Source organism: Paenibacillus montanisoli (genome assembly GCF_003268025.1).
In the GTDB taxonomy this organism is placed as follows: domain Bacteria; phylum Bacillota; class Bacilli; order Paenibacillales; family Paenibacillaceae; genus Paenibacillus_Z; species Paenibacillus_Z montanisoli.
Genome location: NZ_QLUW01000002.1, coordinates 959,528 through 982,741 on the forward strand (window position 1 = coordinate 959,528; position 23,214 = coordinate 982,741).

Consider the following 23,214-nt stretch of genomic DNA (forward strand, 5'->3'; position numbering starts at 1 on the left):
TGGTTCGCCATTTGCGTACCTTTAAGGTATCCCTGCCCCTAATGTTTTATGTCGCCAAAAACATTCCCTGAATGCCTTCCATTACGCCCCCTTTTGTCTGTCAGCCAAGTCAAGCATTTCTTGTGCATGATGGCGGGTTTTTTCCGTTACTTCCACGCCGCCCAGCATGCGGGCAAGCTCTTCAATTCGCGTCGCCGAGCTCAGTTCCGTTACCATTGTAGAGGTTCGTTCAGCCACGATCGATTTCTTAATTTCATAATGATGATCTGCCATGCATGCCACCTGCGGCAAATGCGTTATGGAGAATACTTGGCAATGGGTGGACAGCTTGGACATCTTCTCGGCAATCGCTTGAGCCGCCCTGCCGCTTACGCCGGTATCAACCTCGTCGAACACAAGGACAGGCACTTCATCGATTGATGCGAAGATGGTTTTGAGCGCCAGCATTATACGTGACATTTCCCCGCCGGAGGCAATTTTACTGATTGGTTTGAGCGGTTCGCCCGGATTGGGCGCGATAAGGAAAGCCGCCTCGTCAAATCCGGTCGCATGCAGCTTATAGGATTCCCCATCACGGCTTTGCTGCAGCTGTACATGGAATGTCGTACGCTCCATTTGCAGTTGGCGCAATTCGCTTTCGATCGCACTGGATAAGCGGTCCGCCGCTTCTTTCCGCAAGGAAGAGAGCTTCATTCCAAGCACGACCGCCTCCGCAAATAAGCGCGACAGATCCGCCTGCAGGCGGGTCAAATGCTCGTCACGATTCTCGATCTTGTCCGTTTCCGACTGAATACGGCTCAAATAGGATAAAATATCAGGAATCGTTTCCCCGTATTTACGCTTCAGGCTGTTGATCATATCCAATCGGTCATCGATATAAGTAAGCCGTTCCGGATCGGATTCAACGCCGTCCCGGTAGTCGCGGATTTGGAATACGGCATCCTCAAGCTGGTAAAAAGCCGATTGCAGCTGTTCCAATAACGGGTCAAGTATGGCCGGATCATATTCGCGAATATCCGTCATCCGGTTCACAGCCCGGCTTACGGCATCCAAGCCCTTGCTGCCGTGCAGCAAGCTATAAGCCTCCGAAGCGGAGTCTCTGCGCTTGACGGCATGCATCAGCTTCTGCTTCTCCTCCGCCAGCGATTCATCTTCTCCTGCCTTTAGACGGACTGCTGCAATTTCTTCGATTTGAAATCGGAACAAGTCGAGCATCTGCATATTTTGCCGGGAAGAATCTTCAAGCTCCTTAAGATGAACGCGCGCCTTCTCGTACTCTCTGAATGCACCGCGGTAAGCATTTAACGTTTCTGCAACGGCCCCGCCTGCATAAAGATCAAGCCATTCCAAATGCTTCTCCGTGCGTAGCAGCGATTGATGCTCATGCTGCCCATGTATGTTTACGAGACACTCTCCGGTTTCGCGAAGCATCGATAAGGTTACGATATGCCCATTGACGCGGCTGATGCTCTTGCCTTGGGAGGAAAGTTCCCGCCGAATGACGAGCCCTTCTTCCGGCGAAGCATGAATGCCGAATGATTTCAACGTGTACCAGACCGGATGCGTGGCCGAAAGTTCGAACATCGCTTCAATCTCAGCCTTATCGCAGCCGTATCTGACCATGTCGGACGCGCCTCTTCCGCCGACGACTAAGCTCAGCGCATCGATTAGAATCGATTTGCCGGCACCGGTTTCGCCCGTCAGTACATGAAACCCGTCGTGAAATTTCACCGAAACATTCTCAATAACAGCCAGATTGCGTATAGACAGCTCGCTTAGCATAGTTGCTCTCCCCCTTATAGATTCTCCGCGCCCGTCAAACTTATTAGTTCATCAAGCCAAGCAGCCGATCGACGATATCGCTGCTTTGCGGCTTCGTGCGGCAGATTAGCAGAATCGTGTCATCGCCGCAAATCGTTCCCATGACCTCAGGCCATTCCATATTGTCGATCATGGCGCCGATTGCATTAGCGGTACCCGGCAAGCATTTCATGACCACTAAATTATCCGTAAAATCAATATGCAGAAAGTGATCGGACAACGTCCGCTTCAGCTTATGGATAGAATTCGATTTTGTCTCTTGCGGCAGCGAATATTTATACCGGCCGTCTTCGATCGGTACTTTGATCAGCTGCATCTCTTTAATATCACGCGACACGGTCGCTTGCGTGACTTGAAGGCCTTCCGCTCGCAGTGTATCCACCAGCTCGTCCTGTGTTTCGATGATCCCGCTTGATATTAGCTCACGAATTTTCATTTGCCGTACGCTCTTCATAATTTCCTCCTATAAATGGGTTAGGAACCGTATCGAAAAGTAATGGTGCGTATCGTAAGCTCCTTATGGTCAACGAACAAAATGCCATCGCATTCGGGCATCATCAGCGCGTATACGAGCAATCGGTCACGAACACCGCTGCCTGTCCAATCTATAGGCGTACGCTCGCGCGCTGTTTTCACAATATAATGTTTGCCATCTTTCTCCGCAAATAAATCGATAATTAATCGGCTGTTTAAGATGGAGCCGTCCAAGTCAATCGTGAGCGGTATTCGGTATTTGCCATGCGTTACCTCATAGCCGGCATCCTCAAGAAACTGCACCGCTACATCATCCTCAGGCACATCATCCGCATCGCTAAGCACCAGCTTAGCTTTCATCCCCGGCGGCTCATGCAGCCAGCGATAGTAGACGCGATACAGCCAAAACAAGATCAGCCCGCCGGCAATGAACATGACCAGCCAGTCCCCGAAATTTCCCATCCGGATCCCTCCAGCAGCTTGATAAAGGCATTCCTTAATCATTTCGCTTTCCGGAATAATTATCCTCTACCTGCTTGTCCATATCATACCGAACGTTTGTTTGGTTCCGTTCTTAGTGTACCAAATAATGCTCGTACTGCAAAGAGCCCTCGAGAAAAAACATAAAATAAAAAAGTCTTTCCTCCCGGCATTATGCCTGGACGAAAGACTTCTTTATACACCTTGGGCAAATGTCGCCGCGGCATCTCCCACTACGGCAGCGATCGTTTCCTCACCGGGAGGCTCGGACCGGCTGCCCGGCTCCCAACGCCAGAAAGCCAAAAATTCAATGTTACCTTCTCCGCCCGTAATCGGCGAGAAGGTCAGCCCCTCGAGGACAAAGCCTTCCCCGGCAGCCATCCCCAGCACGTGATGCAACACTTCCCGATGCACGCTTGATTCGCGCACGACGCCGGATTTTCCAACCTTCTCCCTGCCTGCCTCGAATTGCGGCTTGATCAACGCAACGACGCCTGCTCCTTGTTTAAGGAGCGTGCCGAGCGTAGGCAAAATCAGCTTCAAGGAAATAAACGATACGTCGATCGTGGCGAATGTCGGCTGCGGCCCCTTCAAATCTTCCGGCACCGTATACCTAAAGTTCGTACGCTCCATAACGTTGACGCGTTCATCCTGGCGCAGCGACCAATCCAACTGATTATAACCGACATCGATCGCGTAAACGTAAGCTGCGCCATGCTGCAGCGCGCAATCGGTAAAGCCGCCCGTGGAAGCGCCGATATCAAGCATGACCGCACCTTCCAGCCGCAGCTCGAAATGCTTGATTGCCTTCTCGAGCTTCAATCCTCCGCGGCTCACATACGGATGCACCGCGCCTTTTACGACGATCGAAGCCGTTCTTGGCACTTTCATGCCGCTCTTCTCGATCCGCTCCCCGTCAACCAGGACGAGACCGGCCATTAAAGCCGCTTTCGCTTTGACCCGGCTGTCGTAGAAGCCTTGCTCGACCAACAATATATCGATTCTTTCTTTCGCAATCGTCATCGATTTCTCCCGCTCTTTACACTTGGCCCGTTACGCGCTTGCGCAGACGCGGCAAGAGCGTACGCAGTTCGGCTGCAACACGATCCGCCGTGAGGCCGACTTCCTGCCGCTGCTCTTTTATGGAACCGTGTTCGATGAACTCATCCGGCACACCCATAATGCGAACCGAAATATTATGTTCTTTATGCATCGAGTAGAATTCCAGCACCGCGCTCCCTAGACCGCCGAGAACGGATCCTTCTTCCAGAACGAGCATGCTCAGGCCTTCCTTGGCAATTTGCAGCAGCATCGCTTCGTCCATCGGTTTGATAAACCGAGCGTTCACGATGCGAACGTTAAGTCCTTCCCGCTTAAGCAAATCCGCCGCTTCCTCGGCAACCTGTACCATAGGCCCGATTGCCGCGATGACTGCCGAATCGCCTTCCCGCACCGTTTCCCACGTGCCGAACGGAATCGGCTTCATGTCTTTCTCAATCGGTACGCCAAGCCCGTTGATCCGCGGATACCGGATGGCAATCGGGCCTTCGTTATAATCGATCGCCGTCTTCATCATGCGGCGAAGCTCATTCTCATCCTTCGGCATCATCAGCACCATATTCGGGATATGGCGCAAATACGGGATATCGTAAACCCCGTGATGCGTCTCGCCATCCGGACCGACGAAGCCGGCGCGGTCAATCGCGAATACGACATTCGTGTTCTGCCGGCAAATATCATGCACCACTTGGTCGTAAGCGCGCTGCAGGAACGTCGAGTATACCGCGTAGACAGGCTTCAGCCCTTCCAGCGCCATCGCTGCGCACATCGTTGCCGCATGCTGCTCGGCAATGCCGACGTCAATCATGCGATCCGGATATTTTGCCGCGAATTTAAGCAAGCCGGAACCTCCGGGCATCGCTGGAGTCACGGCAACGATTCGCTTATCCTCGTCAGCCAGGTCCATCAGAGCATCGCTGAACACTTCCGTATACATCGGCGGGCCTACCGCCTTAAGAACTTGGCCGGATTCGATTTTGTACGGCGAAATGCCGTGCCATTTATGTGAATCGGCTTCCGCCGGCGAATAGCCCTTGCCTTTGACCGTAATGACATGCACGAGTACGGGTCCCGGCACATTGCTCGCCTGCTCCAGAAGCTCCGTCAATTGCGCCAAATCATGACCGTCTACCGGTCCGAAATAAGTAAAGCCGAACTGTTCAAACAAAATACCGCTCATCAGCAAATACTTCACGCTGTCTTTCAGCCGTTCCGCCGTCTTGGCGAGCTTGCCGCCGATCGCCGGAATTTTGTTCAGCAGCTGGTTCAGTTCTTCCTTGGCCTTCTGATAGTGACGGTCCGTTCTGATCTTGCCGAGATAATGATGCAGCGCACCGACGTTCGGCGCGATCGACATTTCATTATCATTCAAAATAACCATGAGGTTCTTCTTCTCATGCCCAATATGATTAAGCGCCTCAAGCGCCATGCCGCCCGTTAAAGCGCCATCGCCGATAACAGCGATCACTTTATTTTTCTCGCCCTTCAAGTCGCGCGCAAGCGCCATGCCCATCGCGGCGGACAACGACGTGCTGCTGTGACCGGCCTCCCACACGTCATGGGGACTTTCGGAGCGTTTAACGAAACCGCATAGTCCTTTGAATTGGCGAAGAGTATCAAATTTATCCATGCGTCCGGTCAGTATTTTATGGACGTATGATTGATGTCCTACGTCAAACAGAAACTTATCCTTCGGGCTGTCAAATAAATAATGCAGCACAAGTGTAAGCTCGACGACGCCCAAATTCGGCGCAAGATGTCCACCCGTCTCCGACAGCTTTTTGATCAAGAACGTCCGAATTTCGGAAGCCAGCTGCTCCAGCTGCGAAATCGAGAGGGATTTCAAATCTTTAGGCTCATGAATATGTTCCAGTATCACGATAGTTCCTCGCTTTCCCGGCCAACTAACCCCGTTGTCCATTAAACGTCAAATGTGGCTAAATTATAACATAGAACGACAATAAATCCCAAGGCCCGCTTTTAATGGTCTCTGCGCATCAGGTAATCCGCAATGGCGAGCAAATAGTCCGGCATCGCAAGCTTAGCATCAGCAAGCGCCTTCTTCGCTTCTTGAGTTAACCGTTCCACTAGCGCAAGGCTTTCCTCCATACCGATCAAATACGGATAAGTCACCTTTTGCTGTTCCACATCGCTTTGTACCGGCTTTCCCAGCTTCGCTTCGTCACCGATCAAATCAAGAATATCGTCCTGGATTTGAAACGCGAGTCCCAGCTTCCGTGCAAATTGCTGCAGTGAATCCAGCTGCTGCCGGTTTGCTCCTCCGATCCGGGCGCCGGCGAGCACCGAGAAGACAATTAAATCGCTCGTTTTATGCAAATGAATGTATTCGAGTTCTTCGAGCGACGTCACGCCTTGTTCACCCAAAATATCGGCGGCCTGACCGCCGACCATCCCCGGTGCGCCGGCCAGTTTCGCCAAATCCGAGACGATCGCCAGCGTGGTTTCCGCCGACGCGCCAAGAGCGGCCGCCCAAGTTACCGCGTAAAAGGCATGCGTGAGCAGCCCGTCGCCGGCCAAAATTGCCATAGCTTCACCGTATACTTTATGATTCGTCGGTTTGCCGCGGCGGTAATCGTCATTGTCCATTGCAGGCAGATCGTCATGGATAAGCGAGTACGTATGAATCATCTCGACCGCACATGCAACCGGGAGCGCCTGCTTTCGGGCTTTCTTCTCTTGCGCCACAGCCTCGGCTGCCGTCAGCACGAGAATGGGCCGAAGCCGCTTGCCTCCCGCTTCCAAGGAATACATGATCGCCTCGCGAAGCTTAGGCGGGATATCCCACTCTTGCGGCAGCGACATTTGCAGCGCCTCTTCGATTTCCAAGACGGAGCTTGCTAAATAGTTGGCAGTAGAAACCGAAGTTTTCACTGTTAAATCCCCTCAGTCTTCATTTGCTTGCGCAAAAGGTTTTTTATGTAGGCCGTTTTCCGTTTCGATGAGCACTTCGATCTTCCGTTCGACCTGCTCGAGCTTAGAGCCGCACAGCTGGGAAAGCTTCATGCCTTCCTGGAACAGCTCGATTGCGGTTTCAAGTGGGACATCCCCGCTTTCCAGCTTGCTTACGATCGACTCAAGCCGCTCCATTGCCGCTTCGAAGCTGATTGATTCTTGTTCATTGGCTGCCATCTACGATCCCTCCCCTTTCATTCCCCAAACCTGACATTCCAGCTGGCCATCGGCTACTTTCACGTGAAGCAGGTCGCCGAGCTGTACATCGGAAATCGATTTAATGAGCCGCTTATCCTTCTCATCGTAAACCAAGCTATATCCGCGCGACATGACTTTCAAAGGGCTAAGCGCATCTAATTGCCGGATGGATGCCAGCAATTGCGCGCGTCTCTCTTTCATTCCCGCTGACATTGTCGATTCCAATCTATCCGTAAGCCGCTCCAGCTGCTTTGCGGCAAGCGCCGCTTGAGCGCCCGGATGAACGCGGGTAAGTGCGTGATGCAGAGCAGCATGCTTCTCGCGGTTTCGTTCCGAAACGCGCAGCACCCTTGCTTTAAGCCGCTCCTCCATCCGGTCGAGCCGTTCGGCTTGCTGGAGCAAATATTTACGCGGATTCACGAACAGCGGCGATTTATGCAATCGCGCAAGCCGTTCCTTCCGGTTCTGCAGCGTCAGCCGAAGATTCTGCACGAGCCTCGCTTCCGTTTGCGCAAGCTTGGATTTCATCTCTTGCATGCTGGTAACAGCCAGCTCCGCAGCAGCCGTCGGCGTGGCGGCCCGAAGATCCGCAACGAAATCGGCGATCGTAAAATCCGTCTCGTGGCCTACCGCGGAAATGACCGGAATCATCGATTTGGCTATGCTCCGCGCAACGGATTCCTCATTGAACGCCCACAGCTCCTCCAAAGAGCCTCCGCCCCGGCCAATTATTAATACGTCGACTTCGGCTAAACGGTTCATGGTTTCGATGGCTTTGATAATCGATGGAGCCGCGCCTGTCCCTTGTACGAGCACGGGAAAAAGAAGCACCGGCACGTAAGGGTGGCGGCGCTGCAAGGTAATGATGATATCTCTTACGGCTGCGCCCGTCGGCGACGTAATGATGCCTACCGCTTTCGGGAAGCGGGGAATTGGACGCTTGCGCGCAGCATCGAACAATCCCTCGTCCTGCAGCTTCCGCTTAAGTTGTTCATAAGCCAAATAAAGGCTGCCGATGCCGTCCGGCTGCATCTTCGTGCAATAGAATTGATAATTGCCATCGCGTTCGTAGACGGAGATATTGCCCCTCGCCAGTACCTTCGCGCCTTCCTTCGGTATAAAAGGAAGCCGCTGATTATGCGACGCAAACATGATGCATTTCAGCCGGCTGTCCTTATCCTTCAGCGTGAAATACATATGTCCGCTGGAATGATGCGTAAAGTTGGAAATTTCGCCGCGCAGCCATACATCGCTGAGCAGTTCGTCCGATTCCAGCTTCTTGCCGATATAGCGGTTGATTTCCTTGATCGATAAGATACGCGCCGGTTCAGCCATCTTCGAAAAGCTCACTCCTCGATTGCGTGCTGTTGTTTTGCCGCTTTAAGCGTATTTTGCATTAGCATTGTAATCGTCATTGGACCGACACCGCCCGGAACCGGGGTTATATAACCCGCTGTTTCCAGCACGTCATCATAATCCACGTCACCGGCAAGCTTCCCGTCTTCAAGCCGGTTAATGCCGACATCGATGACGATGGCGCCCGGCTTGACGAACTGCCGTCCGATCGCTTTCGCTTTGCCGATCGCAACTACGAGAATATCCGCCGAGCGGCAAATCTCTTCCATATTGGCAGTTTTGGAATGACAGATCGTTACGGTCGCATGCTCGCGAAGCAGCAGCATCGAAACCGGTTTGCCGACAATGTTGCTGCGGCCTATAACGACGGCATGCTTGCCCGCGATCGACAAGCCGGACCGCTTTATAAGTTCGATGACCCCTGCAGGCGTACAAGGCAGCAGGCTGTCGTCGCCAATTACGAGATTGCCTACGCTTTCAGGATGGAAGCCGTCAACGTCCTTCTTCGCGCTAATTGCGTCGATAACCGCCTTCTCATCGATATGCTTCGGAAGGGGCAGCTGAACAAGAATTCCGTGAATGCTGCTTTGATGATTCAGTTTATCAATAAGGGCAAGCAGCTCGTCTTGGGTCGTCGCAGCATCGAGTCGATGAACTTCGGAATAAAAGCCAAGCTGTTGGCAGGCTTTCTCCTTACTGCCGACGTAAACCTTAGAAGCCGGATCTTCGCCGACTAGAACGACTGCAAGGCCTGGCTTGATATCCCGCTCGGCAAGCTTTGCCGCAACTGCGCTAATCTCTTTGCGAATGGCATCCGAAATTACTTTACCTTCGATACGTTGCGCTGTCATACGATCACTCCTGATTCGATTCTGATATGTAAATTATCGCAAGCCCCTCAGAGCCCTCATCGAATGAGGGCTCTGAGGGGCTCGTACCACCAATTATATCGTGCGATACCGCTTAAGCTTTGGGCTTAAGCTCGTCCAACGCTTGAAGCAGCCGGCCCAGAACGCCGTTGACGAATTTGCCGGATTCGTCGGTGCCGAAGTGCTTCGCCAGCTCGATCGCTTCGTTGATAATGGCCTTCGGCGGCACATCGTCCCGAAATACGAGCTCATAGCATGCGAGCCGCAAAATCTGCCTGTCCACGCGGGACAAGCGATCGACCTGCCAGCCCGTCAAATAGTGCTGCAGCATGTCGTCAATCGCAGCCTTGCGCTCCATAACGCCGCGGACCATCTCACGGACGTACTCATCGATCCGGTCTACGTCCGCCGCGTTGGCTTCGATTTCGTTTTCCTCGCGTACTTCGTCCACAAGCATATCTACAGCGGATGCAGCCGTAGCCTCTTCATTCATTTCCAGCTGGTACAAGCTCTGTACTACAATCTCCCGCGCTAACCTACGTTTCATGGGTCCTCCTGACAAATTCGCACAAATTCAATCATCCAGATGAAACGGCCGATGCCATTTCAAAATATGATCTCCTCCCTGCCCCGAACAAAATCATGCCGTGTCCGGGGTACGGAGGAGACCATAGCGCTATTTAAACGGCCTCCATCTTTCCATCAACCATTCGGTTAACCGATGCCATGGAATTACCGGACCGCTTTGCTCGTCTTTCATCTTACCGATTGCATAGCCGATCCAAAGCAGCAATCCGAAAAACAGCATATCCCAAAAGCCTACGATGAAATAAAGAAGTCCGAGTAAGAATCCTACTGAAACCCCGGCAATCCTCCCGCCATAGGTTGTCCAGATTTCCTTCCACATCCGCACCACCTCTATTCTACGCGACTCTTGAAGTTCGCGGTTTGGATGATGTTCGCAACGTATACGGATACACCCGCTACAGGAATGCCTGTAATCTCTTCCACGTGGGCTTTAACGGCTCGCTGGATCTCTTCCGTCAAGGTCGGAATCGAGCTCTCGCCATCCGCAATCGCGCGCAGCGAAATGTCGATCCCCGCTTCGCTGATCCGAATGCGCGCTTTCAGATCTCTCACGCCGCGCTGTCGGCTGGCCGCTTTAAGCGCCAGATTCTCCACCGTTTCAAGCGAAATGCGAATGTCGCCGAAATCGGTTCGCTGATCGATCGAAGGCGCCGAAGCATTGCTGCGCCGAACCGAAATGTAGAAGAAGCGCAGACTGACTAACAGAACGATTGTGGATGCAATTATAACCGTCGCTTGCAGCCAACGGTATTCACCGCTGTACAGATTATGTACCAGATTGCTCAGCCATTCTTCCGGAAACCAGTATACGCCTGCACTAAACGCGATAACGGCCACTGCTCCCATCGCAATGCTGTATAGAAATAGCACAAGCTTGTCCAACACTCTAATCAACGAGAGTTCCTCCTTGGGCGGACTAGATAAAACCCCCTAGTGCCGAGCGGCAAGCCCAACCACTAGGGGGTATGTCGTCATTCATACACGCATGATCCATCTATTTGACTCGAGTTTGGATCTCTTCTTCCTCCGGCTTCTCAGCCGTCTTGAAATGAACGTCGTGAATATGCACATTCACTTCGACGACATGCAAGCCTGTCATCATTTCGATCGAGCGTTTGACATTGCTTTGTATGTCGGCTGCAATTTCCGGAATCCGGTGGCCGAATTCCACGATGATGGACACATCAACCGCAGCTTCCCGCTGACCGACTTCAACCTTGACGCCTTTGGACAAATTTTTGCGACCCAGAAGTTCTGCAATGCCGCCGGCAAAGCCGCCGCTCATGCCTGCTACGCCATGAACCTCGATTGTCGCAAGTCCAGCGATCACTTCAATGACTTCGGGTGCGATTTGAATAGTGCCCATGTCTGTTTTCTCATAGTCCGCTGCTAGCGTACTCATGGTTATCCTACACCTCCCGTAAAAAGTAGCTCGCCATCGGGGCTAAAGCCGATAGCTTATCCGCTTCTTATTCCTATACTATAGCATTCCAAAGGAAATATGACAAACCATCCGATTCTGTCCGCTTGGCACGGCAGCTATGATTAGCTCGGATTGTTGATGTCATGTTCCTCCAGAAACTTGATGTCGAAATTGCCTTTCAGGAATTTCGGGTGATTCAGCAGCTTCATATGGAATGGAATCGTCGTGCGAATCCCATCGATGGCAAACTCGGCGAGCGCCCGTTTCATCCGCGAAATCGCGTCTTCGCGCGTTGCGCCCCACACGATCAGCTTCGCGATCATGGAATCGTAATGCGGCGAAATCGTGTAGCCCGGATACGCCCCGCTGTCTACCCGCACGCCCAAACCGCCCGGCGGCAAATAGAATTGAATTTGGCCCGGCGACGGCATGAAGTTGCGCTCGGAATCCTCGGCGTTAATCCGGCATTCGATCGACCAGCCGTTAATCTTCATGTCCTCCTGCTTGAACGAAAGCGGGTTGCCTTCCGCAACGGAGATCATCTCTTTGATCAGGTCTACGCCCGTGATCATTTCCGTAACCGGATGCTCGACCTGGATACGCGTATTCATCTCCATGAAGTAAAAGTTGCCTTCGGGCCCGAGCAGAAACTCCAGCGTACCGGCGCCCGCATAGTTAACTGCCTTTGCCGCGCGTACCGCCGCTTGGCCCATCCGCTCGCGCATGGCCGGGCTAAGCACCGGACACGGCGCCTCCTCGACAAGCTTCTGGCGGCGGCGCTGCACGGAGCAGTCGCGCTCGAACAGATGGACGGCATTGCCGTGCTTGTCCGCCATAATCTGAATTTCGACGTGCTTCATGCCCGTCAAATATTTCTCGAGATATACGCCCGCATTGCCGAACGCCTTCTGCGCTTCCTGCTGAGCCGTCGTAATCTGCGAAATCAGCGTTGCTTCGTCCTCCGCGATCCGAATGCCTTTGCCGCCTCCGCCCGCAGTTGCTTTGATGATGACCGGATAGCCGATCTCGCGCGCGACGCGGACCGCCTCATCCAAATCGTCGATCAGGCCGTCGGAGCCCGGAATGATCGGCACGTCGGCTTGCTTCATCGTCTGCTTCGCAACCGCTTTGTCGCCCATCTTGCTGATCGCCGTCGGGGACGGACCGATGAAGGTCACGTTGCAGGATTCGCAAATATCCGCGAAATCCGCATTCTCCGCCAAGAACCCGTAGCCCGGATGGATGGCGTCGCAATCGGTCAGCGTCGCAACGCTCATAATATTCGTCAAGTTCAAATAGCTGTCTTTGGAGGCAACCGGACCGATGCAATACGCCTCGTCCGCCAAACGGACGTGAAGCGATTCGCGGTCAGCCTCGGAATAAACGGCCACGGTTTGAATGCCGAGCTCGCGGCAGGCGCGAATGATGCGGACGGCGATTTCACCCCGGTTAGCGATCAAAATTTTGTTGAATTTCACGGTAAAAGCTCCTCTCGTGCGCTATGGTTCTCGGTGTCGCTTTCGCGTTTGCTCCGCTACTCCGGTTTAACCAGGAACAACGGTTGTCCAAACTCGACAAGCTGTCCATTCTCAACGAGGATCTCGACGATTTCGCCGCGCACTTCCGCTTCCAGCTCATTCATCAGCTTCATCGCTTCCAAAATACATACGATCGACTTCTCGTTGATCCGGTCCCCTACATTGACATAAGGCCCTTTCTCAGGCGAAGAAGCACGGTAGAACGTCCCAACCATCGGGGACACGATCTGGTGGTAATTCGTTGCCGCCGCAGCCGGAGCTTGAGCCGCCGCTGCCGTAGGCGCTGCCGCCGGCAGGCTTGGCGCCGCTTGGGCTTGAGGCTGTACAGCCTGCGTATATGTAGGAACGAGAGACGCGGCTTGTACATTCACCACTTCCGTTTTGCCGGGTTTGCGGATCATCAGGCGGGCGCCATCGTTTTCAATTTCAAGTTCGTGTACCGAAGTACCGTCAACCAGCTTGATCAATTCTTTAATCTCGCTCAGCTTAAACATCGTTTCACTCCTATAAGTTTTTGCGCGCTCCTGGGTGAAGACGCTTCAATTCGGTGTTATTTTACCAAAACCTGCACATACCGAACCTTATTATAGCATAAACCTTCCGGAACACGAACCCATTTTTTATACATGCCTGATGGGAAAAAGCCCCATTGCCGCTTGCTTCGGCATCGGGGCCCTCCGTTTCCTTACTTCACATACTGGATCATAACTTGCTCCGGCGCTACGCCAAGTTCGGTGATGACCATCGTCAGGATGCTGTCGGCTTGGCTTTTCTCCAGCTTGTCGCTTTGCACGACGACTTTATAGCGCTCGCCGTCCGGCACGATGGCTGCGTTGCTGAACTGCTTCACGAGCTCTTCCTCGAGGCCGGTAATTTTGGAGCTCTTATCTTCCAGCAGGTTCAGCTGCTCGACGGCGGTTCCGGCTGCTTTGTCATCTTGCTTCGTATCGGAAATCTGGCTGTACAGCTTATTATACTCATCGTATAATTTCTGATCACGCTTCTCTTGCATTTGGCTGAATACGCTCGCCGTAATGCCGCCCGCTTCTTCAAGCTGGCGAAGCACCTCTTGATCGGTTTTGTCGGCCGCTGCCGCATCATCCGCCGCTGCAGCATCATTCCCCGCTGCCGTGCCGTCCGCCGCCGGATCTTTGGATGCATCCGCATCAGCTGCGCCGTCCGTTACATCGGTAACCGTAATGCCATCTTCGGTCGTCGTGCCCGACGCTTCGGTCGCGCCATCCTTCATCTGCTCCTGCTGCGTTCCGTCGGTTACCAGATCCGTCGAAGGATTGACGTCCTCGGTAAACAAGTAGTAAGCCGACAAAATCACCATCAAGCTCAGCATCGATACCAGCCAAATCGTTTGTCTTTTGTTGTTCATGAACGAAACAGCCTCCCTTTTCATTTTCCAATTGGATTTTATTGATGCTTGCGCGGAACTACCGAAATCCGATTAATCGGGACATTAAGCCCCTTCTCCACCGCATCGATCAGCAGCGTTCTTACGGTGCCGTTCTCTGCGCCTTTGGCGACGACCAGCACGCCGCGAATCTTTGGCTGAATCTTTTTGACAATAATGGGAGCCGTGTCGCCTTCCGTATTGTAGAGCACCACTTTTCCTTCCTTCGTGATGGAGGTGATGCTTCGTTTGCCGCCGTTCTTATCCGTTTCGTTCGTGATTTGCTGCGATTCCTTCTCGTCTACATGAACCGTTACCTCTTCCGTCGAATCGACCGTGACGAGCACGTCTACCTGGCCGACGCCGACGATTAACTCCAATATATCTTTAAGCCTCGCTTCAAGCGGCTGCTCAATCTCTTCGAAGGAGGACGGCGCGACAGCAGCTTTGCCCAAGACGGTTTCGTCGGGAGGCGCCGCTCCGGAGGCCGCTTGATCCGCTGCAGGCACTCTCTGATAGGACAGAAAGGAGTTCATCAGCATGAGCGCCACTCCGATCGAGCCGATTATGAGCAGCCATCGCAGCGTCTTGACCCGCCTTGGGCCGCCCTGCCCCTTGCCAACGCTTGACTCCAGTCCCTCCAGCCATTTGGCCAACGTCGTTCTCCCCTTTCAGTTAGTTAGCCGTACCTGCAGCTTCGCCCTGCACCTTGACGTCGATCAGCTTCGGCGCCACGCTCCATCCTTGTTGAAGCACGCCTCTAACCGCTTGGATGACTGCATCCGGCGGGGCTTGTTCTGGCGCCTTTTCCTCGGCAGCCCCCCCAGCGGTACCCGGCGCTTCGTCAGGCTGGACGATGACCTCAACCGCATCGACCTCTTTGACCGCTTCCTCCGCCTCTTGGGCCGCCGAGCTTTCTTCGGCATGCTCCTCGCGCGGCGCCAGCGTGACCGTAACTCCTTCGATTTTGTCCGCTTGTCCGGCCTGATTCAGGCCAAGCTTGACTTGGACCGCCGCAACTTGCAAACCCGTGCTCTGCGCGATGCCGTCTTTCATCGACTCGGCGAGCTTCTGCTCCGTGAGCGCCGCTGCAGCCGACTGCTGCTTTCGCTGCATGTCCTTTGCCTGCTGCTGGATATCTTCAATCGTCGGCATATGGAACTGCATGGCTGCGCCGCCTTTGACCCAGCTCTCCACCTGCTGATCCAGCCGCGCATTAAAGTCGCCTTGCAGCAGCCTGATAATCGGCGTCAGTATCGTCAGCAGGATGATCAAGCCCGCAACCAGCCTGACGTAGCGCTGCATCGCCTTGTTCGGCAGCAGCAGATCGATAAAGCCCGCCAGCAGCACCACCGCGATAATTTGCTGCAGCCAAACCGCAAGCCAGGTCATCATGTTCGAATTCCACCGCCTAACGTTACGTTTACCGCATCATGATTGCGGCGTTCCCGGCTGTGAGGATGATCGTGATGGCCAGGAAGAACATCAGTCCGACCGCCGCAAGCGCGCCGAAGACATAGATGAGCGTTTTGCCGATCGTCTGCAGACAGCTGACGATCGGACTGTCGCCGAGCGGCTGCATGATGGCTGCGGCAACGTTGTAGATCAGGGCGAGCGTAATGATTTTGATGGCCGGAAACGCGCATAGAAACAAGATGATCACGACTCCTGCGAGGCCGATGGCGTTCTTCATGAGCAGCGATGCCGACATCACCGTATCCGCCGCATCCGAGAAGGTTCGTCCGATGACGGGGACAAAGTTGCCCGTAACGAATTTCGCCGTTCGCATCGTGACGCCGTCGGTGACCGAGCTGGTCGCCCCCTGCACCGAAATCACGCCCAGAAACACCGTCAGCATGATGCCCATTACGCCGACGCTGAAATTGCGGAGCACGTTGGCAAGCTGCGTCACCTTGAACTTATCCGAAATCGCGCTCGCGATATGAAGCACCGCCGAGAAGAAGAGCAGCGGAAACACGAAGGTGTAAATGACCGTTCCCACTGCGTTAATCATGAAAATAATGAGCGGGTGCAGCACCGTTACGGTCACGACATTGCCCATCGTAGCAAGCAATGTCAGCAGCAGCGGTACCATCGCGAGCATGAATTGGATCATTCCGGTAATGGCATCCTTCGCATACCCGATAGCGACGTTAAAGCTGTTGACCGCCAGCACGATCATGACCATGTACGTGATGCTGTATGCGACCTTGCTGACCGTATTGCGCTCGAAGGCGGTTTGCATCGTTTCCAGCATCATGCTGAACACCGTCAGGATGACGATCGTAACCAGCAGCTTGCCGTTATACAACACCTCATGCAGCACGTACTTGAGAAGCCCCGCCAGCACCGTCGTCAGCTTCAAGCCTTCGCCGCCCGGCATGATCATCTCCGCGAAGCTCGGCACCCGGCTGTCCGGGAAGAAGCCGCCGTATTCGGTCATCAGCTTGTTCCAGTAATTCTCGACCGCCTCGGTGTTCATCCCTTTCAGCTGCTCGTCCGCCAAATTCTTGTTGACGGACGCCGCATCCTCGCTCCCAGCCGGACTTTCGGCCGAGGGAGCGGCATGCCCGCTGTCTTGCGTGTCCGCCGCATTGGCGGCGATCGGCAGCATCGTCAGCAGCCCAAGCAAGATTACTGCTTGCAGCACCGCAAGGCGTATGGTCCAATGCCGCCGCATAATGCTTCAACTCCCTACCGGCAGAAGGCCGAGTACTGTTTCGACGATGACGCTGATGATGGGGACGGCCAGCACGAGAATGAGGATTTTGCCCGCGAACTCGATCTTGGAGGCGATGCTTTCCTGTCCGGCGTCCCGCACGATCTGCGAACCGAACTCCGCGATGTAGGCGATCCCGATGATCTTCAAAATCGTCTTCAGGTAGATGGACGGGATGCCCGATCGGTCAGCCAGCTGCTCCAGCACCGTGATGACCGCTTCGATTTTGCCGATAATGAATAAGAAAATGAACAGTCCCGTAAACGCAGCCAGCAGAAATGCGAACATCGGCTTCTGTTCGCGTACGACGAGAACGAGCACCGTCGCGACCAGCCCCAGCCCGACGATTTGGATGATTTCCATGTTCGTTCACCCGCCTTGCCTATGCCTGAATAGCGTCATTGGAACAGGAATATCGTCTTGATCTCTTGAAACAAGTCGTTGAGGAGGCTAACGACCATAAACAGGACGACGACAAAGCCGATCAGCGTCACCCAATGCGCCATATCTTCCTTGCCCATCTGCTTGAGAACGGTGTGTATCATTGCAACTACGATGCCGATTCCGGCAATTTGAAATATGGCGCTGACATCAATGTTCATTGTTCCGGCACCCCGCTAAAGAATCAAAATGACGACTAGCGCCGCCGTGAGAACGCCGAGGCTTTTCCACATTTTCGAAAACCGCGCGCTATCGGCCCGTGCCGCTTCCTCCTCGGTCTGCAATTGCTGCATCGCGAGCCTCAGATGCTTGATTTGATCGTCCCGATCGCTAATCCCAAGCGCGGATCCGAGACGAACCAGCGCCGCTTGCTCCGGCTGCCGCATGGCCGTGAGCGGCCAATATGCCTGCACCGCGCCTTCCCAGCATTCGCGGAAGGTTAGCTCGCCGGCTTGCTCGAGGCGCCGGTTCACATCCCGCAGCAGCGCTGTCACCGGCTCCGGCAGGTAAGCCGCGCAGCGGCTGATGGCCTCGGGAAGCGGCGTGTAGCCATAGCCGATTTCCGTTTCGAGCCGCTGCAGCGCATGGATGAGCTGCCGGATCTGATTCGGCCTGGCGGCGTAACGGGAAGCTTGCAGCAGGCCGATCATGGTGCCGGCGAACAAGATTAACGAAGCGCCGATAAGCTCAACCATAGCCTCCGCCTCCCTTCCAAGCTGTCGGCTCCCTAGCCGCCGGAGCCCGTCCGGCCGCAGCAGCCGGCAGTACCCTGCTCAGCAGGCTGCCCCCGTTTCGCCTTAGCTCCACGCACTGCTGGAACGCTCCGGCAGCCAGCAGTCTTCCGAGTACAGGCCGCCCGCGCGCGTCCTCGAGGTCCTTGGCATGTGCCGTCGCGATGACCGTCACCCCCGCATGGCTGGCGTCGAGAATGGCGTCGCCGTCTTCCTCGCGGCCGATTTCGTCGACAATCATAATTTCCGGCGACATCGAGCGAAGCATCATCATCATCCCTTCCGCTTTCGGGCAGGCATCCATCACGTCGGTGCGCGGGCCGACGTTGAAAGTCGGCACGCCCCGGATACAAGCCGCGATTTCCGAGCGTTCGTCCACGATGCCGACCTTCCGGCCGGGCCAGTCCGCCGCGCCCGGATGCCCCCAGGCACCGCTGCTGACCGCGCGCGCAAGATCCCGGACCAGCGTCGTTTTGCCCTGCTGAGGCGGCGCTAGAATCAGTGCCGATTGCAAGGTCCGCCGCTGATGGTCTAGCAGCTTCGGCAGCAGGGCGTTAGCGGCTCCGACGACTTCGCGAGCAATCCGCACGTTGAAGGCCGCGATATCGCGTATCCCGCGGACTTGTCCTTGATCAAGCACGGTTCGGCCGGCCAGTCCGATCCGATGGCCGCCGGCCACCGTAATATAGCCGCGCCGCAGCTCCTCCTCCATCGCATAGAGCGAATGGTTCGTGACTCTCTCGAGCAGCTTGCGGCAGGTTTCCGAAGACGGCTTGTACGCTTCCTCCGGCTTCGGCAGCAGCGCGCCGGACGGGGAAACGAACCAGAAGGCTAGTCCCGTGCTGATTTCAAGCGGCCTGTTCTCCCGGATCCGGATTTCCTCTACCGCATCCTTCAGCCGCTCCGGCATTCGTCCGAGCACCTCCGACAGCTCGGAGGGCAGCAAATGCTGAACTCGTTTTAGCATCCGGCATCCCTCCCGGCTTCCGATAGATTGATAGAGTGACTGATTGTCCATCTTTGTATCCCATTCTATTCTGCCCGGCCGCGTAATATGACTAGATTCCAAGTGTCCGTGCATGGCGAAGAGAGCTTTACTTCTTGAGCACGCCGATCAGAATGCAGGCGACGCCGCAGACGACCCAAAGCATCTTGCCGAACGACAATTTATCCGAAAGGCCGACGAGACCGATCATGGTCGTTGAAATAAGCACGAAAGGGCCGACGAGGGCAAGCGACGAATTGACGATGAGCGCCTTGTCGATTTGATTCAACCGCAGCATCAGGAGTGCCGCCATAATCTCCAGCGAACCGGAGAACATGCGGATCGAAGCCATGCTAAGCACGATTTTGTTGAGCATCTCTATCACCTCTTTCCCTAGCGAATCGGTAACGATGCATGCCTGCGTTGCTAGATACCCGGCTCTCTTACAGCTTATGCGGGCCTGTCTCTCTTTCATTCTCATTAATTCGGCTTGAGCTCGGAGCACGAAAAACACTCCGCACACGCCTAGTTCCCTCTGCATATATTGCTGGGGCAAGACGAAACGGCTTTGCCGTCATTCGACTTGAAAAACGTGTTATGCGGTGAACATACAGAAATGCATACGTCATAAGCCGGTACATTCTGTATGGTTATAAGAAACGATTGCGAGGAGATATCATGAGAGCTATTCCCCAGGCGGCATGGCCCGCGGCTTTGAATGATCCAAGCGGCCAGCGCGACATGTCCAGCCGTCCTGAATTCGGCCAGAACGCGCACCGGATAACCGGACGCGGCAAAACGATGGTCATCGACAAAGGACTCGGCCGGCACGCGTTCTCCGATTTGCTTGAAACCGCTGGCGGCTATATCGACTGCATCAAGCTAGGCTTCGGTACGGCACCGCTCTATCCGACCGATTTGCTGCTCAGCAAAATCGAATTGGCCAAACGCTGCGGACTGTTGATTATGCCCGGAGGCACCTTGCTCGAGGCTGCGGTTCAACAAGATGTCGTGCCCGCCTTTTTCCATACCGCATGCAGGCTTGGATTTAATGGGGTTGAAGTGTCGGACGGCACGATCGAGCTGAGCCGCAAACGCCGTACCGAGCTGATTCAGGAGGGCATCAAGCATGGACTGCAGGTCGTGACCGAATACGGCAAGAAGCTGTCCGGTTCGCTTGTAGACATCAAGGAATTGGTTGCCACCGCTGAAGCCGACTGGCAGTCGGGCGCGCAAATGGTGACGATCGAAGCAAGGGAATCCGGCACGGATGTCGGCCTGTTCGACCGGAACGGCGAGTGCCCGCGGAGCGTGCTGGAAGCCGTTAGCCATTCGCTTGGCGATATCTCCCGCATCATGTGGGAAACGCCGCTGAAGTCACAGCAAGTGCTGCTCCTGCAAACATTCGGGGCGGAAGTGAACCTTGGCAACATACAGCCTGCGGAAGCGCTGGCGCTTGAGACGATGAGGCGAGGCCTCCGTTCGGATACTTTTCAATTCGGCGCCCGCGTTGAGCCTTTTATGTATATGATTTAATGAAGCTGGCAGCAGCGGGAAGGAAGTTGTTTGTGGTATGCATATCGAAGTAATTTCCAACGTCAACGAGGCGCAGGCCGAGCGGTTCGTTCATCGGACCGCCATTGTCATTGACGTGCTGCGCGCTACAAGTACGATCGTCGCGGCGTTGGAAGCCGGGGCCGCCGGCATACTTCCCGTCGAAACCGTCCTCGAAGCCAGAGCGCTGCAAGGCAGCGGCAATCTGATCGCAGGCGAGCGGTTCTGCCGGAAGATTCCCGGCTTCGATCTTGGAAACTCGCCGGATGAATTCTCTACTATCCCTGTTCAGGGCCGCCGAATCGTGCTGACGACAACGAACGGGACGCGTGCAATCCATAAAGCAATGCGCGCCGAAAATGTGCTGGCCGGTTCGATCAACAATGCGGCCGCCTGCGCCCGGGCCGCGCTCGACCTGCGTCGCGATATCGTGCTGCTCTGCGCGGGAAGCCATGACGAATTCGCTCTGGAAGATGGCTTATGCGCCGGCTTGCTTATCAGCGAGCTGCAATTGCTTTGCCCTGCCCCTATAGAGATGAACGATATCGGCTCGGCGATGCTGGGACTTTATAAGAGCACAAGCGGAAGCGTGCAAGAGCTTGTGTTTGCCAGCGCTACGGGCAAACGATTGTGCAAGAACGGGAGCAACCGGGATGTGGAACGGTGCAGCAAGGTGAATATCAGCGGAATCGTGCCGCGGATGCAGGGGGATATGCTCGTACAAAACTGACATAACGGCTAGGCTTGTTCCATACAATGGAGTATGGCGCCCGCGCAAAAAAGGCGTGAAGGCGGTGACTAAAGGTTTGAAGGAGTCCACAAGCATGAGCGGGGAAGTTATTCTTGTTCTATTAATCGTAATCGGCTTAATCGGCCGTTCGCCGATTATTTCGACGGCGGCATGCGTGCTGCTTATTGTCAAGCTCGTCCATCTGGAACGGTTCCTGCCGACGATCGAGCGGCGCGGCCTGGAGCTCGGACTTCTGTTTCTGACCTTCAGCGTCCTCGTTCCTTTCGCATCGGAACGAATCGGCTCCAAGGACATGGTAAGCGTCATTACCTCTTGGCCCGGGATCTTGGCGTTAACCGGCGGCGCTATCGCTACCTACGTGAACGGCAAAGGGCTTGAGATGCTGAAGCTCGATCCCCAATTGATCGTTGGCCTCGTCGTCGGCTCGATTTTCGGCATCGTCTTCCTGAGGGGCATCCCGGTCGGACCGTTAATGGCGGCGGGCATTACGGCTATCCTCTTCAAGCTGTTCAGCTTCATCGCGGACCGCTTCTAAGTATATACAGAAAAAAAGGACAGCAGCGCCAAGTTAGCGCTGCTGTCCTTTTTACGATTTATTAACGTCTGTCTTGCGGTCCGCCGACAAACGCTTGCTCAGCAGTATCCAAGCCGTATGCCGTATGAAGGGCACGGACAACCTCTTGGCAGTGGTCCGCGGAAATGACAACCGACAAGCGGATTTCCGATGTCGTAACGAGCTTGATGCTGATGCCGAGCTCGTAGATGGCCGCGAACATTTTCGCCGCGACGCCCGGGTTGCTGACCATGCCTGCACCGACAATCGAAACCTTGACCAGGTTCACTTCGGACGTCACTTCACGGTAAGGCACTTCGCTGCGAATGCGTTCCACGACTGCGATGGCTTTATCTTTATCGCTAAGAGACACGGTGAAAGCAAAGTCCGCTTTTCCGTCCTGCGTGCCGCTCTGTACGATGATATCGACGTCGATGCCGTTCGAAGCAAGCGCGCCGAACACCTGTGCCAGTACGCCCGGAATATCCTCGACTCCCAAAATGCTGAATCGTGCTACGTTTTTGTCATAGGCAATGCCGCGAACGACCATCCCTTGTTCCATGACCGCTTCCTCCTTCACACTCGTGCCTTCGTTTTGCGTAAAGCTAGAACGAACTACAAGACGTACGTTATAATTTTTGGCATATTCTACAGCGCGCGGATGAAGCACAGCCGCACCCAGATTCGCGAGCTCAAGCATTTCATCATAGGAAATTTCTTCCAATTTACGCGCGCACTTGACCACGCGTGGATCTGTCGAGTAAACGCCGTCGACATCCGTATAGATTTCGCAGACGTCGGCATTAATGGCAGCCGCCAATGCTACGGCCGTCGTATCGGAGCCGCCGCGGCCCAGTGTCGTGATTTCGCCTTCCGCCGTAGCGCCTTGGAAGCCTGCAACGATGACCGTGCAGCCGTTATCGAGCGCCGCGAAAATACGATCCGGCTTGATGTCCGAGATCCGCGCTTTCGCATGTACCGCTTCCGTTTGAATGCCAGCCTGCCAGCCCGTGAAGGACATGGCCTTATGCCCGATCGCGTCAATGGCCATCGAGAGCAGTGCAATCGATATTTGTTCGCCAACCGTCAGCAGCATATCCATTTCTCGTGCCGGCGGGTTCGCGTTCAACAGCTTGGATTGATCGATCAAATCGTCGGTTGTGTCTCCCATAGCGGAAACAACAACTACGACCTTATGTCCGGCTTCCTTATAATCGGCGATTCGTCTAGCAACCCGTTGCATCCGCTCTGGTGTGCCGACGGAGCTGCCGCCGAACTTCATTACTATCAACGACACTT

General features: G+C 54.7%; 28 protein-coding genes. 3 read left to right on the forward strand and 25 right to left on the reverse strand.

Annotated features, from left to right (window positions below):
- Positions 1-81: 81 nt before the first annotated feature.
- The 24 genes from recN to DL346_RS14000 form a co-directional block, all read right to left on the reverse strand.
- On the reverse strand, positions 82-1,782 hold the full coding sequence (recN, locus tag DL346_RS13885; RefSeq protein WP_112882691.1) for a DNA repair protein RecN: 1,701 nt from the start codon (positions 1,780-1,782) through the stop codon (positions 82-84).
- Positions 1,783-1,825: 43 nt separating this feature from the next.
- A complete protein-coding gene (gene ahrC, locus DL346_RS13890) occupies positions 1,826-2,275 on the reverse strand; it encodes a transcriptional regulator AhrC/ArgR (RefSeq protein ID WP_112882692.1) in 450 nt (149 codons plus the stop codon).
- 20 nt (positions 2,276-2,295) lie between these two features.
- Positions 2,296-2,757, reverse strand: coding sequence for a hypothetical protein (locus tag DL346_RS13895; RefSeq protein WP_112882693.1), 462 nt, complete (start codon positions 2,755-2,757; stop codon positions 2,296-2,298).
- A gap of 213 nt (positions 2,758-2,970) precedes the next feature.
- Positions 2,971-3,798 carry a TlyA family RNA methyltransferase gene (locus tag DL346_RS13900; RefSeq protein WP_112882694.1) on the reverse strand — a complete coding sequence of 276 codons (828 nt, stop codon included), beginning with the start codon at positions 3,796-3,798 and terminating at the stop codon, positions 2,971-2,973.
- 16 nt (positions 3,799-3,814) lie between these two features.
- Positions 3,815-5,713 carry a 1-deoxy-D-xylulose-5-phosphate synthase gene (gene dxs / locus DL346_RS13905; protein ID WP_112882695.1) on the reverse strand — a complete coding sequence of 633 codons (1,899 nt, stop codon included), beginning with the start codon at positions 5,711-5,713 and terminating at the stop codon, positions 3,815-3,817.
- Between the two features lie 101 nt (positions 5,714-5,814).
- Positions 5,815-6,726: a polyprenyl synthetase family protein gene (locus DL346_RS13910; RefSeq protein WP_420849563.1), complete on the reverse strand. Its 912-nt coding sequence runs from the start codon at positions 6,724-6,726 to the stop codon at positions 5,815-5,817.
- 12 nt (positions 6,727-6,738) lie between these two features.
- On the reverse strand, positions 6,739-6,984 hold the full coding sequence (xseB, locus tag DL346_RS13915; RefSeq protein ID WP_112882696.1) for an exodeoxyribonuclease VII small subunit: 246 nt from the start codon (positions 6,982-6,984) through the stop codon (positions 6,739-6,741).
- The gene (gene xseA / locus DL346_RS13920) at positions 6,985-8,340 is read right to left on the reverse strand and encodes an exodeoxyribonuclease VII large subunit (protein ID WP_112882697.1); all 1,356 of its coding nucleotides are present in this window, start codon (positions 8,338-8,340) and stop codon (positions 6,985-6,987) included. It lies immediately after the preceding gene.
- Positions 8,341-8,351: 11 nt separating this feature from the next.
- Complete coding sequence (gene folD / locus DL346_RS13925; RefSeq protein ID WP_112882698.1) at positions 8,352-9,212, reverse strand: bifunctional methylenetetrahydrofolate dehydrogenase/methenyltetrahydrofolate cyclohydrolase FolD; 861 nt, start codon at positions 9,210-9,212, stop codon at positions 8,352-8,354.
- Positions 9,213-9,324: 112 nt separating this feature from the next.
- The gene (nusB, locus tag DL346_RS13930; RefSeq protein WP_112882699.1) at positions 9,325-9,777 is read right to left on the reverse strand and encodes a transcription antitermination factor NusB; all 453 of its coding nucleotides are present in this window, start codon (positions 9,775-9,777) and stop codon (positions 9,325-9,327) included.
- 129 nt (positions 9,778-9,906) lie between these two features.
- The gene (locus DL346_RS13935) at positions 9,907-10,137 is read right to left on the reverse strand and encodes a DUF2273 domain-containing protein (protein ID WP_112882700.1); all 231 of its coding nucleotides are present in this window, start codon (positions 10,135-10,137) and stop codon (positions 9,907-9,909) included.
- A gap of 11 nt (positions 10,138-10,148) precedes the next feature.
- Positions 10,149-10,712 (reverse strand): alkaline shock response membrane anchor protein AmaP, encoded by a 564-nt coding sequence (gene amaP, locus DL346_RS13940; protein WP_112882701.1) that lies wholly within the window; start codon positions 10,710-10,712, stop codon positions 10,149-10,151.
- 100 nt (positions 10,713-10,812) lie between these two features.
- A complete protein-coding gene (locus tag DL346_RS13945; RefSeq protein ID WP_112882702.1) occupies positions 10,813-11,220 on the reverse strand; it encodes an Asp23/Gls24 family envelope stress response protein in 408 nt (135 codons plus the stop codon).
- 143 nt (positions 11,221-11,363) lie between these two features.
- Entirely contained in the window at positions 11,364-12,719 is a 1,356-nt protein-coding gene (accC, locus tag DL346_RS13950) for an acetyl-CoA carboxylase biotin carboxylase subunit (protein WP_112882703.1), read from the reverse strand.
- A gap of 56 nt (positions 12,720-12,775) precedes the next feature.
- Positions 12,776-13,273, reverse strand: coding sequence for an acetyl-CoA carboxylase biotin carboxyl carrier protein (gene accB / locus DL346_RS13955; protein WP_112882704.1), 498 nt, complete (start codon positions 13,271-13,273; stop codon positions 12,776-12,778).
- A gap of 191 nt (positions 13,274-13,464) precedes the next feature.
- Positions 13,465-14,163, reverse strand: coding sequence for a SpoIIIAH-like family protein (locus DL346_RS13960; protein WP_165822506.1), 699 nt, complete (start codon positions 14,161-14,163; stop codon positions 13,465-13,467).
- A 38-nt stretch (positions 14,164-14,201) separates the two neighbouring features.
- Complete coding sequence (gene spoIIIAG, locus DL346_RS13965; RefSeq protein ID WP_112882706.1) at positions 14,202-14,837, reverse strand: stage III sporulation protein AG; 636 nt, start codon at positions 14,835-14,837, stop codon at positions 14,202-14,204.
- Between the two features lie 19 nt (positions 14,838-14,856).
- On the reverse strand, positions 14,857-15,576 hold the full coding sequence (gene spoIIIAF, locus DL346_RS13970; RefSeq protein WP_112882707.1) for a stage III sporulation protein AF: 720 nt from the start codon (positions 15,574-15,576) through the stop codon (positions 14,857-14,859).
- Between the two features lie 28 nt (positions 15,577-15,604).
- Complete coding sequence (gene spoIIIAE, locus DL346_RS13975) at positions 15,605-16,861, reverse strand: stage III sporulation protein AE (protein ID WP_240633158.1); 1,257 nt, start codon at positions 16,859-16,861, stop codon at positions 15,605-15,607.
- A 6-nt stretch (positions 16,862-16,867) separates the two neighbouring features.
- Positions 16,868-17,263, reverse strand: a complete 396-nt coding sequence (gene spoIIIAD / locus DL346_RS13980; protein WP_112882708.1) for a stage III sporulation protein AD — start codon at positions 17,261-17,263, stop codon at positions 16,868-16,870.
- A 35-nt stretch (positions 17,264-17,298) separates the two neighbouring features.
- Positions 17,299-17,502 (reverse strand): stage III sporulation protein AC, encoded by a 204-nt coding sequence (gene spoIIIAC, locus DL346_RS13985; RefSeq protein ID WP_112882709.1) that lies wholly within the window; start codon positions 17,500-17,502, stop codon positions 17,299-17,301.
- Between the two features lie 15 nt (positions 17,503-17,517).
- Positions 17,518-18,036 (reverse strand): stage III sporulation protein SpoIIIAB, encoded by a 519-nt coding sequence (gene spoIIIAB / locus DL346_RS13990; protein ID WP_112882710.1) that lies wholly within the window; start codon positions 18,034-18,036, stop codon positions 17,518-17,520.
- Positions 18,029-19,039: a stage III sporulation protein AA gene (gene spoIIIAA, locus DL346_RS13995; RefSeq protein ID WP_112882711.1), complete on the reverse strand. Its 1,011-nt coding sequence runs from the start codon at positions 19,037-19,039 to the stop codon at positions 18,029-18,031. Before spoIIIAA ends, spoIIIAB begins: the two co-directional genes overlap by 8 nt.
- 127 nt (positions 19,040-19,166) lie before the next feature.
- Positions 19,167-19,433, reverse strand: coding sequence for a YqhV family protein (locus tag DL346_RS14000; protein WP_112882712.1), 267 nt, complete (start codon positions 19,431-19,433; stop codon positions 19,167-19,169).
- 302 nt (positions 19,434-19,735) lie between these two features.
- Here DL346_RS14000 and comA point away from each other — a divergent pair, with 302 nt between their 5' ends.
- From comA to DL346_RS14015, 3 genes are all read left to right on the forward strand, one after another.
- On the forward strand, positions 19,736-20,593 hold the full coding sequence (comA, locus tag DL346_RS14005) for a phosphosulfolactate synthase (protein ID WP_112882713.1): 858 nt from the start codon (positions 19,736-19,738) through the stop codon (positions 20,591-20,593).
- Positions 20,594-20,630: 37 nt separating this feature from the next.
- A complete protein-coding gene (locus DL346_RS14010; protein ID WP_112882714.1) occupies positions 20,631-21,341 on the forward strand; it encodes a 2-phosphosulfolactate phosphatase in 711 nt (236 codons plus the stop codon).
- Positions 21,342-21,435: 94 nt separating this feature from the next.
- Positions 21,436-21,897, forward strand: a complete 462-nt coding sequence (locus tag DL346_RS14015) for a DUF441 domain-containing protein (RefSeq protein WP_112882715.1) — start codon at positions 21,436-21,438, stop codon at positions 21,895-21,897.
- 61 nt (positions 21,898-21,958) lie between these two features.
- Here the strand turns inward: DL346_RS14015 and DL346_RS14020 are convergent, their stop codons facing one another.
- Entirely contained in the window at positions 21,959-23,212 is a 1,254-nt protein-coding gene (locus tag DL346_RS14020; RefSeq protein WP_112882716.1) for an aspartate kinase, read from the reverse strand.
- Positions 23,213-23,214 lie beyond the last annotated feature (2 nt).

Coding starts and splice junctions, on each gene's coding strand:
- recN (WP_112882691.1), bottom strand. CDS start 1,782: ATGCTAAGCGAGCTGTCTATACGCAATCTGGCTGTTATTGAGAATGTT.
- ahrC (WP_112882692.1), bottom strand. CDS start 2,275: ATGAAGAGCGTACGGCAAATGAAAATTCGTGAGCTAATATCAAGCGGG.
- DL346_RS13895 (WP_112882693.1), bottom strand. CDS start 2,757: ATGGGAAATTTCGGGGACTGGCTGGTCATGTTCATTGCCGGCGGGCTG.
- DL346_RS13900 (WP_112882694.1), bottom strand. CDS start 3,798: ATGACGATTGCGAAAGAAAGAATCGATATATTGTTGGTCGAGCAAGGC.
- xseB (WP_112882696.1), bottom strand. CDS start 6,984: ATGGCAGCCAATGAACAAGAATCAATCAGCTTCGAAGCGGCAATGGAG.
- xseA (WP_112882697.1), bottom strand. CDS start 8,340: ATGGCTGAACCGGCGCGTATCTTATCGATCAAGGAAATCAACCGCTAT.
- folD (WP_112882698.1), bottom strand. CDS start 9,212: ATGACAGCGCAACGTATCGAAGGTAAAGTAATTTCGGATGCCATTCGC.
- nusB (WP_112882699.1), bottom strand. CDS start 9,777: ATGAAACGTAGGTTAGCGCGGGAGATTGTAGTACAGAGCTTGTACCAG.
- DL346_RS13935 (WP_112882700.1), bottom strand. CDS start 10,137: ATGTGGAAGGAAATCTGGACAACCTATGGCGGGAGGATTGCCGGGGTT.
- DL346_RS13945 (WP_112882702.1), bottom strand. CDS start 11,220: ATGAGTACGCTAGCAGCGGACTATGAGAAAACAGACATGGGCACTATT.
- accB (WP_112882704.1), bottom strand. CDS start 13,273: ATGTTTAAGCTGAGCGAGATTAAAGAATTGATCAAGCTGGTTGACGGT.
- DL346_RS13960 (WP_165822506.1), bottom strand. CDS start 14,163: ATGAACAACAAAAGACAAACGATTTGGCTGGTATCGATGCTGAGCTTG.
- spoIIIAF (WP_112882707.1), bottom strand. CDS start 15,576: ATGATGACCTGGCTTGCGGTTTGGCTGCAGCAAATTATCGCGGTGGTG.
- spoIIIAE (WP_240633158.1), bottom strand. CDS start 16,861: ATGCGGCGGCATTGGACCATACGCCTTGCGGTGCTGCAAGCAGTAATC.
- spoIIIAD (WP_112882708.1), bottom strand. CDS start 17,263: ATGGAAATCATCCAAATCGTCGGGCTGGGGCTGGTCGCGACGGTGCTC.
- spoIIIAC (WP_112882709.1), bottom strand. CDS start 17,502: ATGAACATTGATGTCAGCGCCATATTTCAAATTGCCGGAATCGGCATC.
- spoIIIAB (WP_112882710.1), bottom strand. CDS start 18,036: ATGGTTGAGCTTATCGGCGCTTCGTTAATCTTGTTCGCCGGCACCATG.
- spoIIIAA (WP_112882711.1), bottom strand. CDS start 19,039: ATGCTAAAACGAGTTCAGCATTTGCTGCCCTCCGAGCTGTCGGAGGTG.
- DL346_RS14000 (WP_112882712.1), bottom strand. CDS start 19,433: ATGCTCAACAAAATCGTGCTTAGCATGGCTTCGATCCGCATGTTCTCC.
- comA (WP_112882713.1), top strand. CDS start 19,736: ATGAGAGCTATTCCCCAGGCGGCATGGCCCGCGGCTTTGAATGATCCA.
- DL346_RS14010 (WP_112882714.1), top strand. CDS start 20,631: ATGCATATCGAAGTAATTTCCAACGTCAACGAGGCGCAGGCCGAGCGG.
- DL346_RS14015 (WP_112882715.1), top strand. CDS start 21,436: ATGAGCGGGGAAGTTATTCTTGTTCTATTAATCGTAATCGGCTTAATC.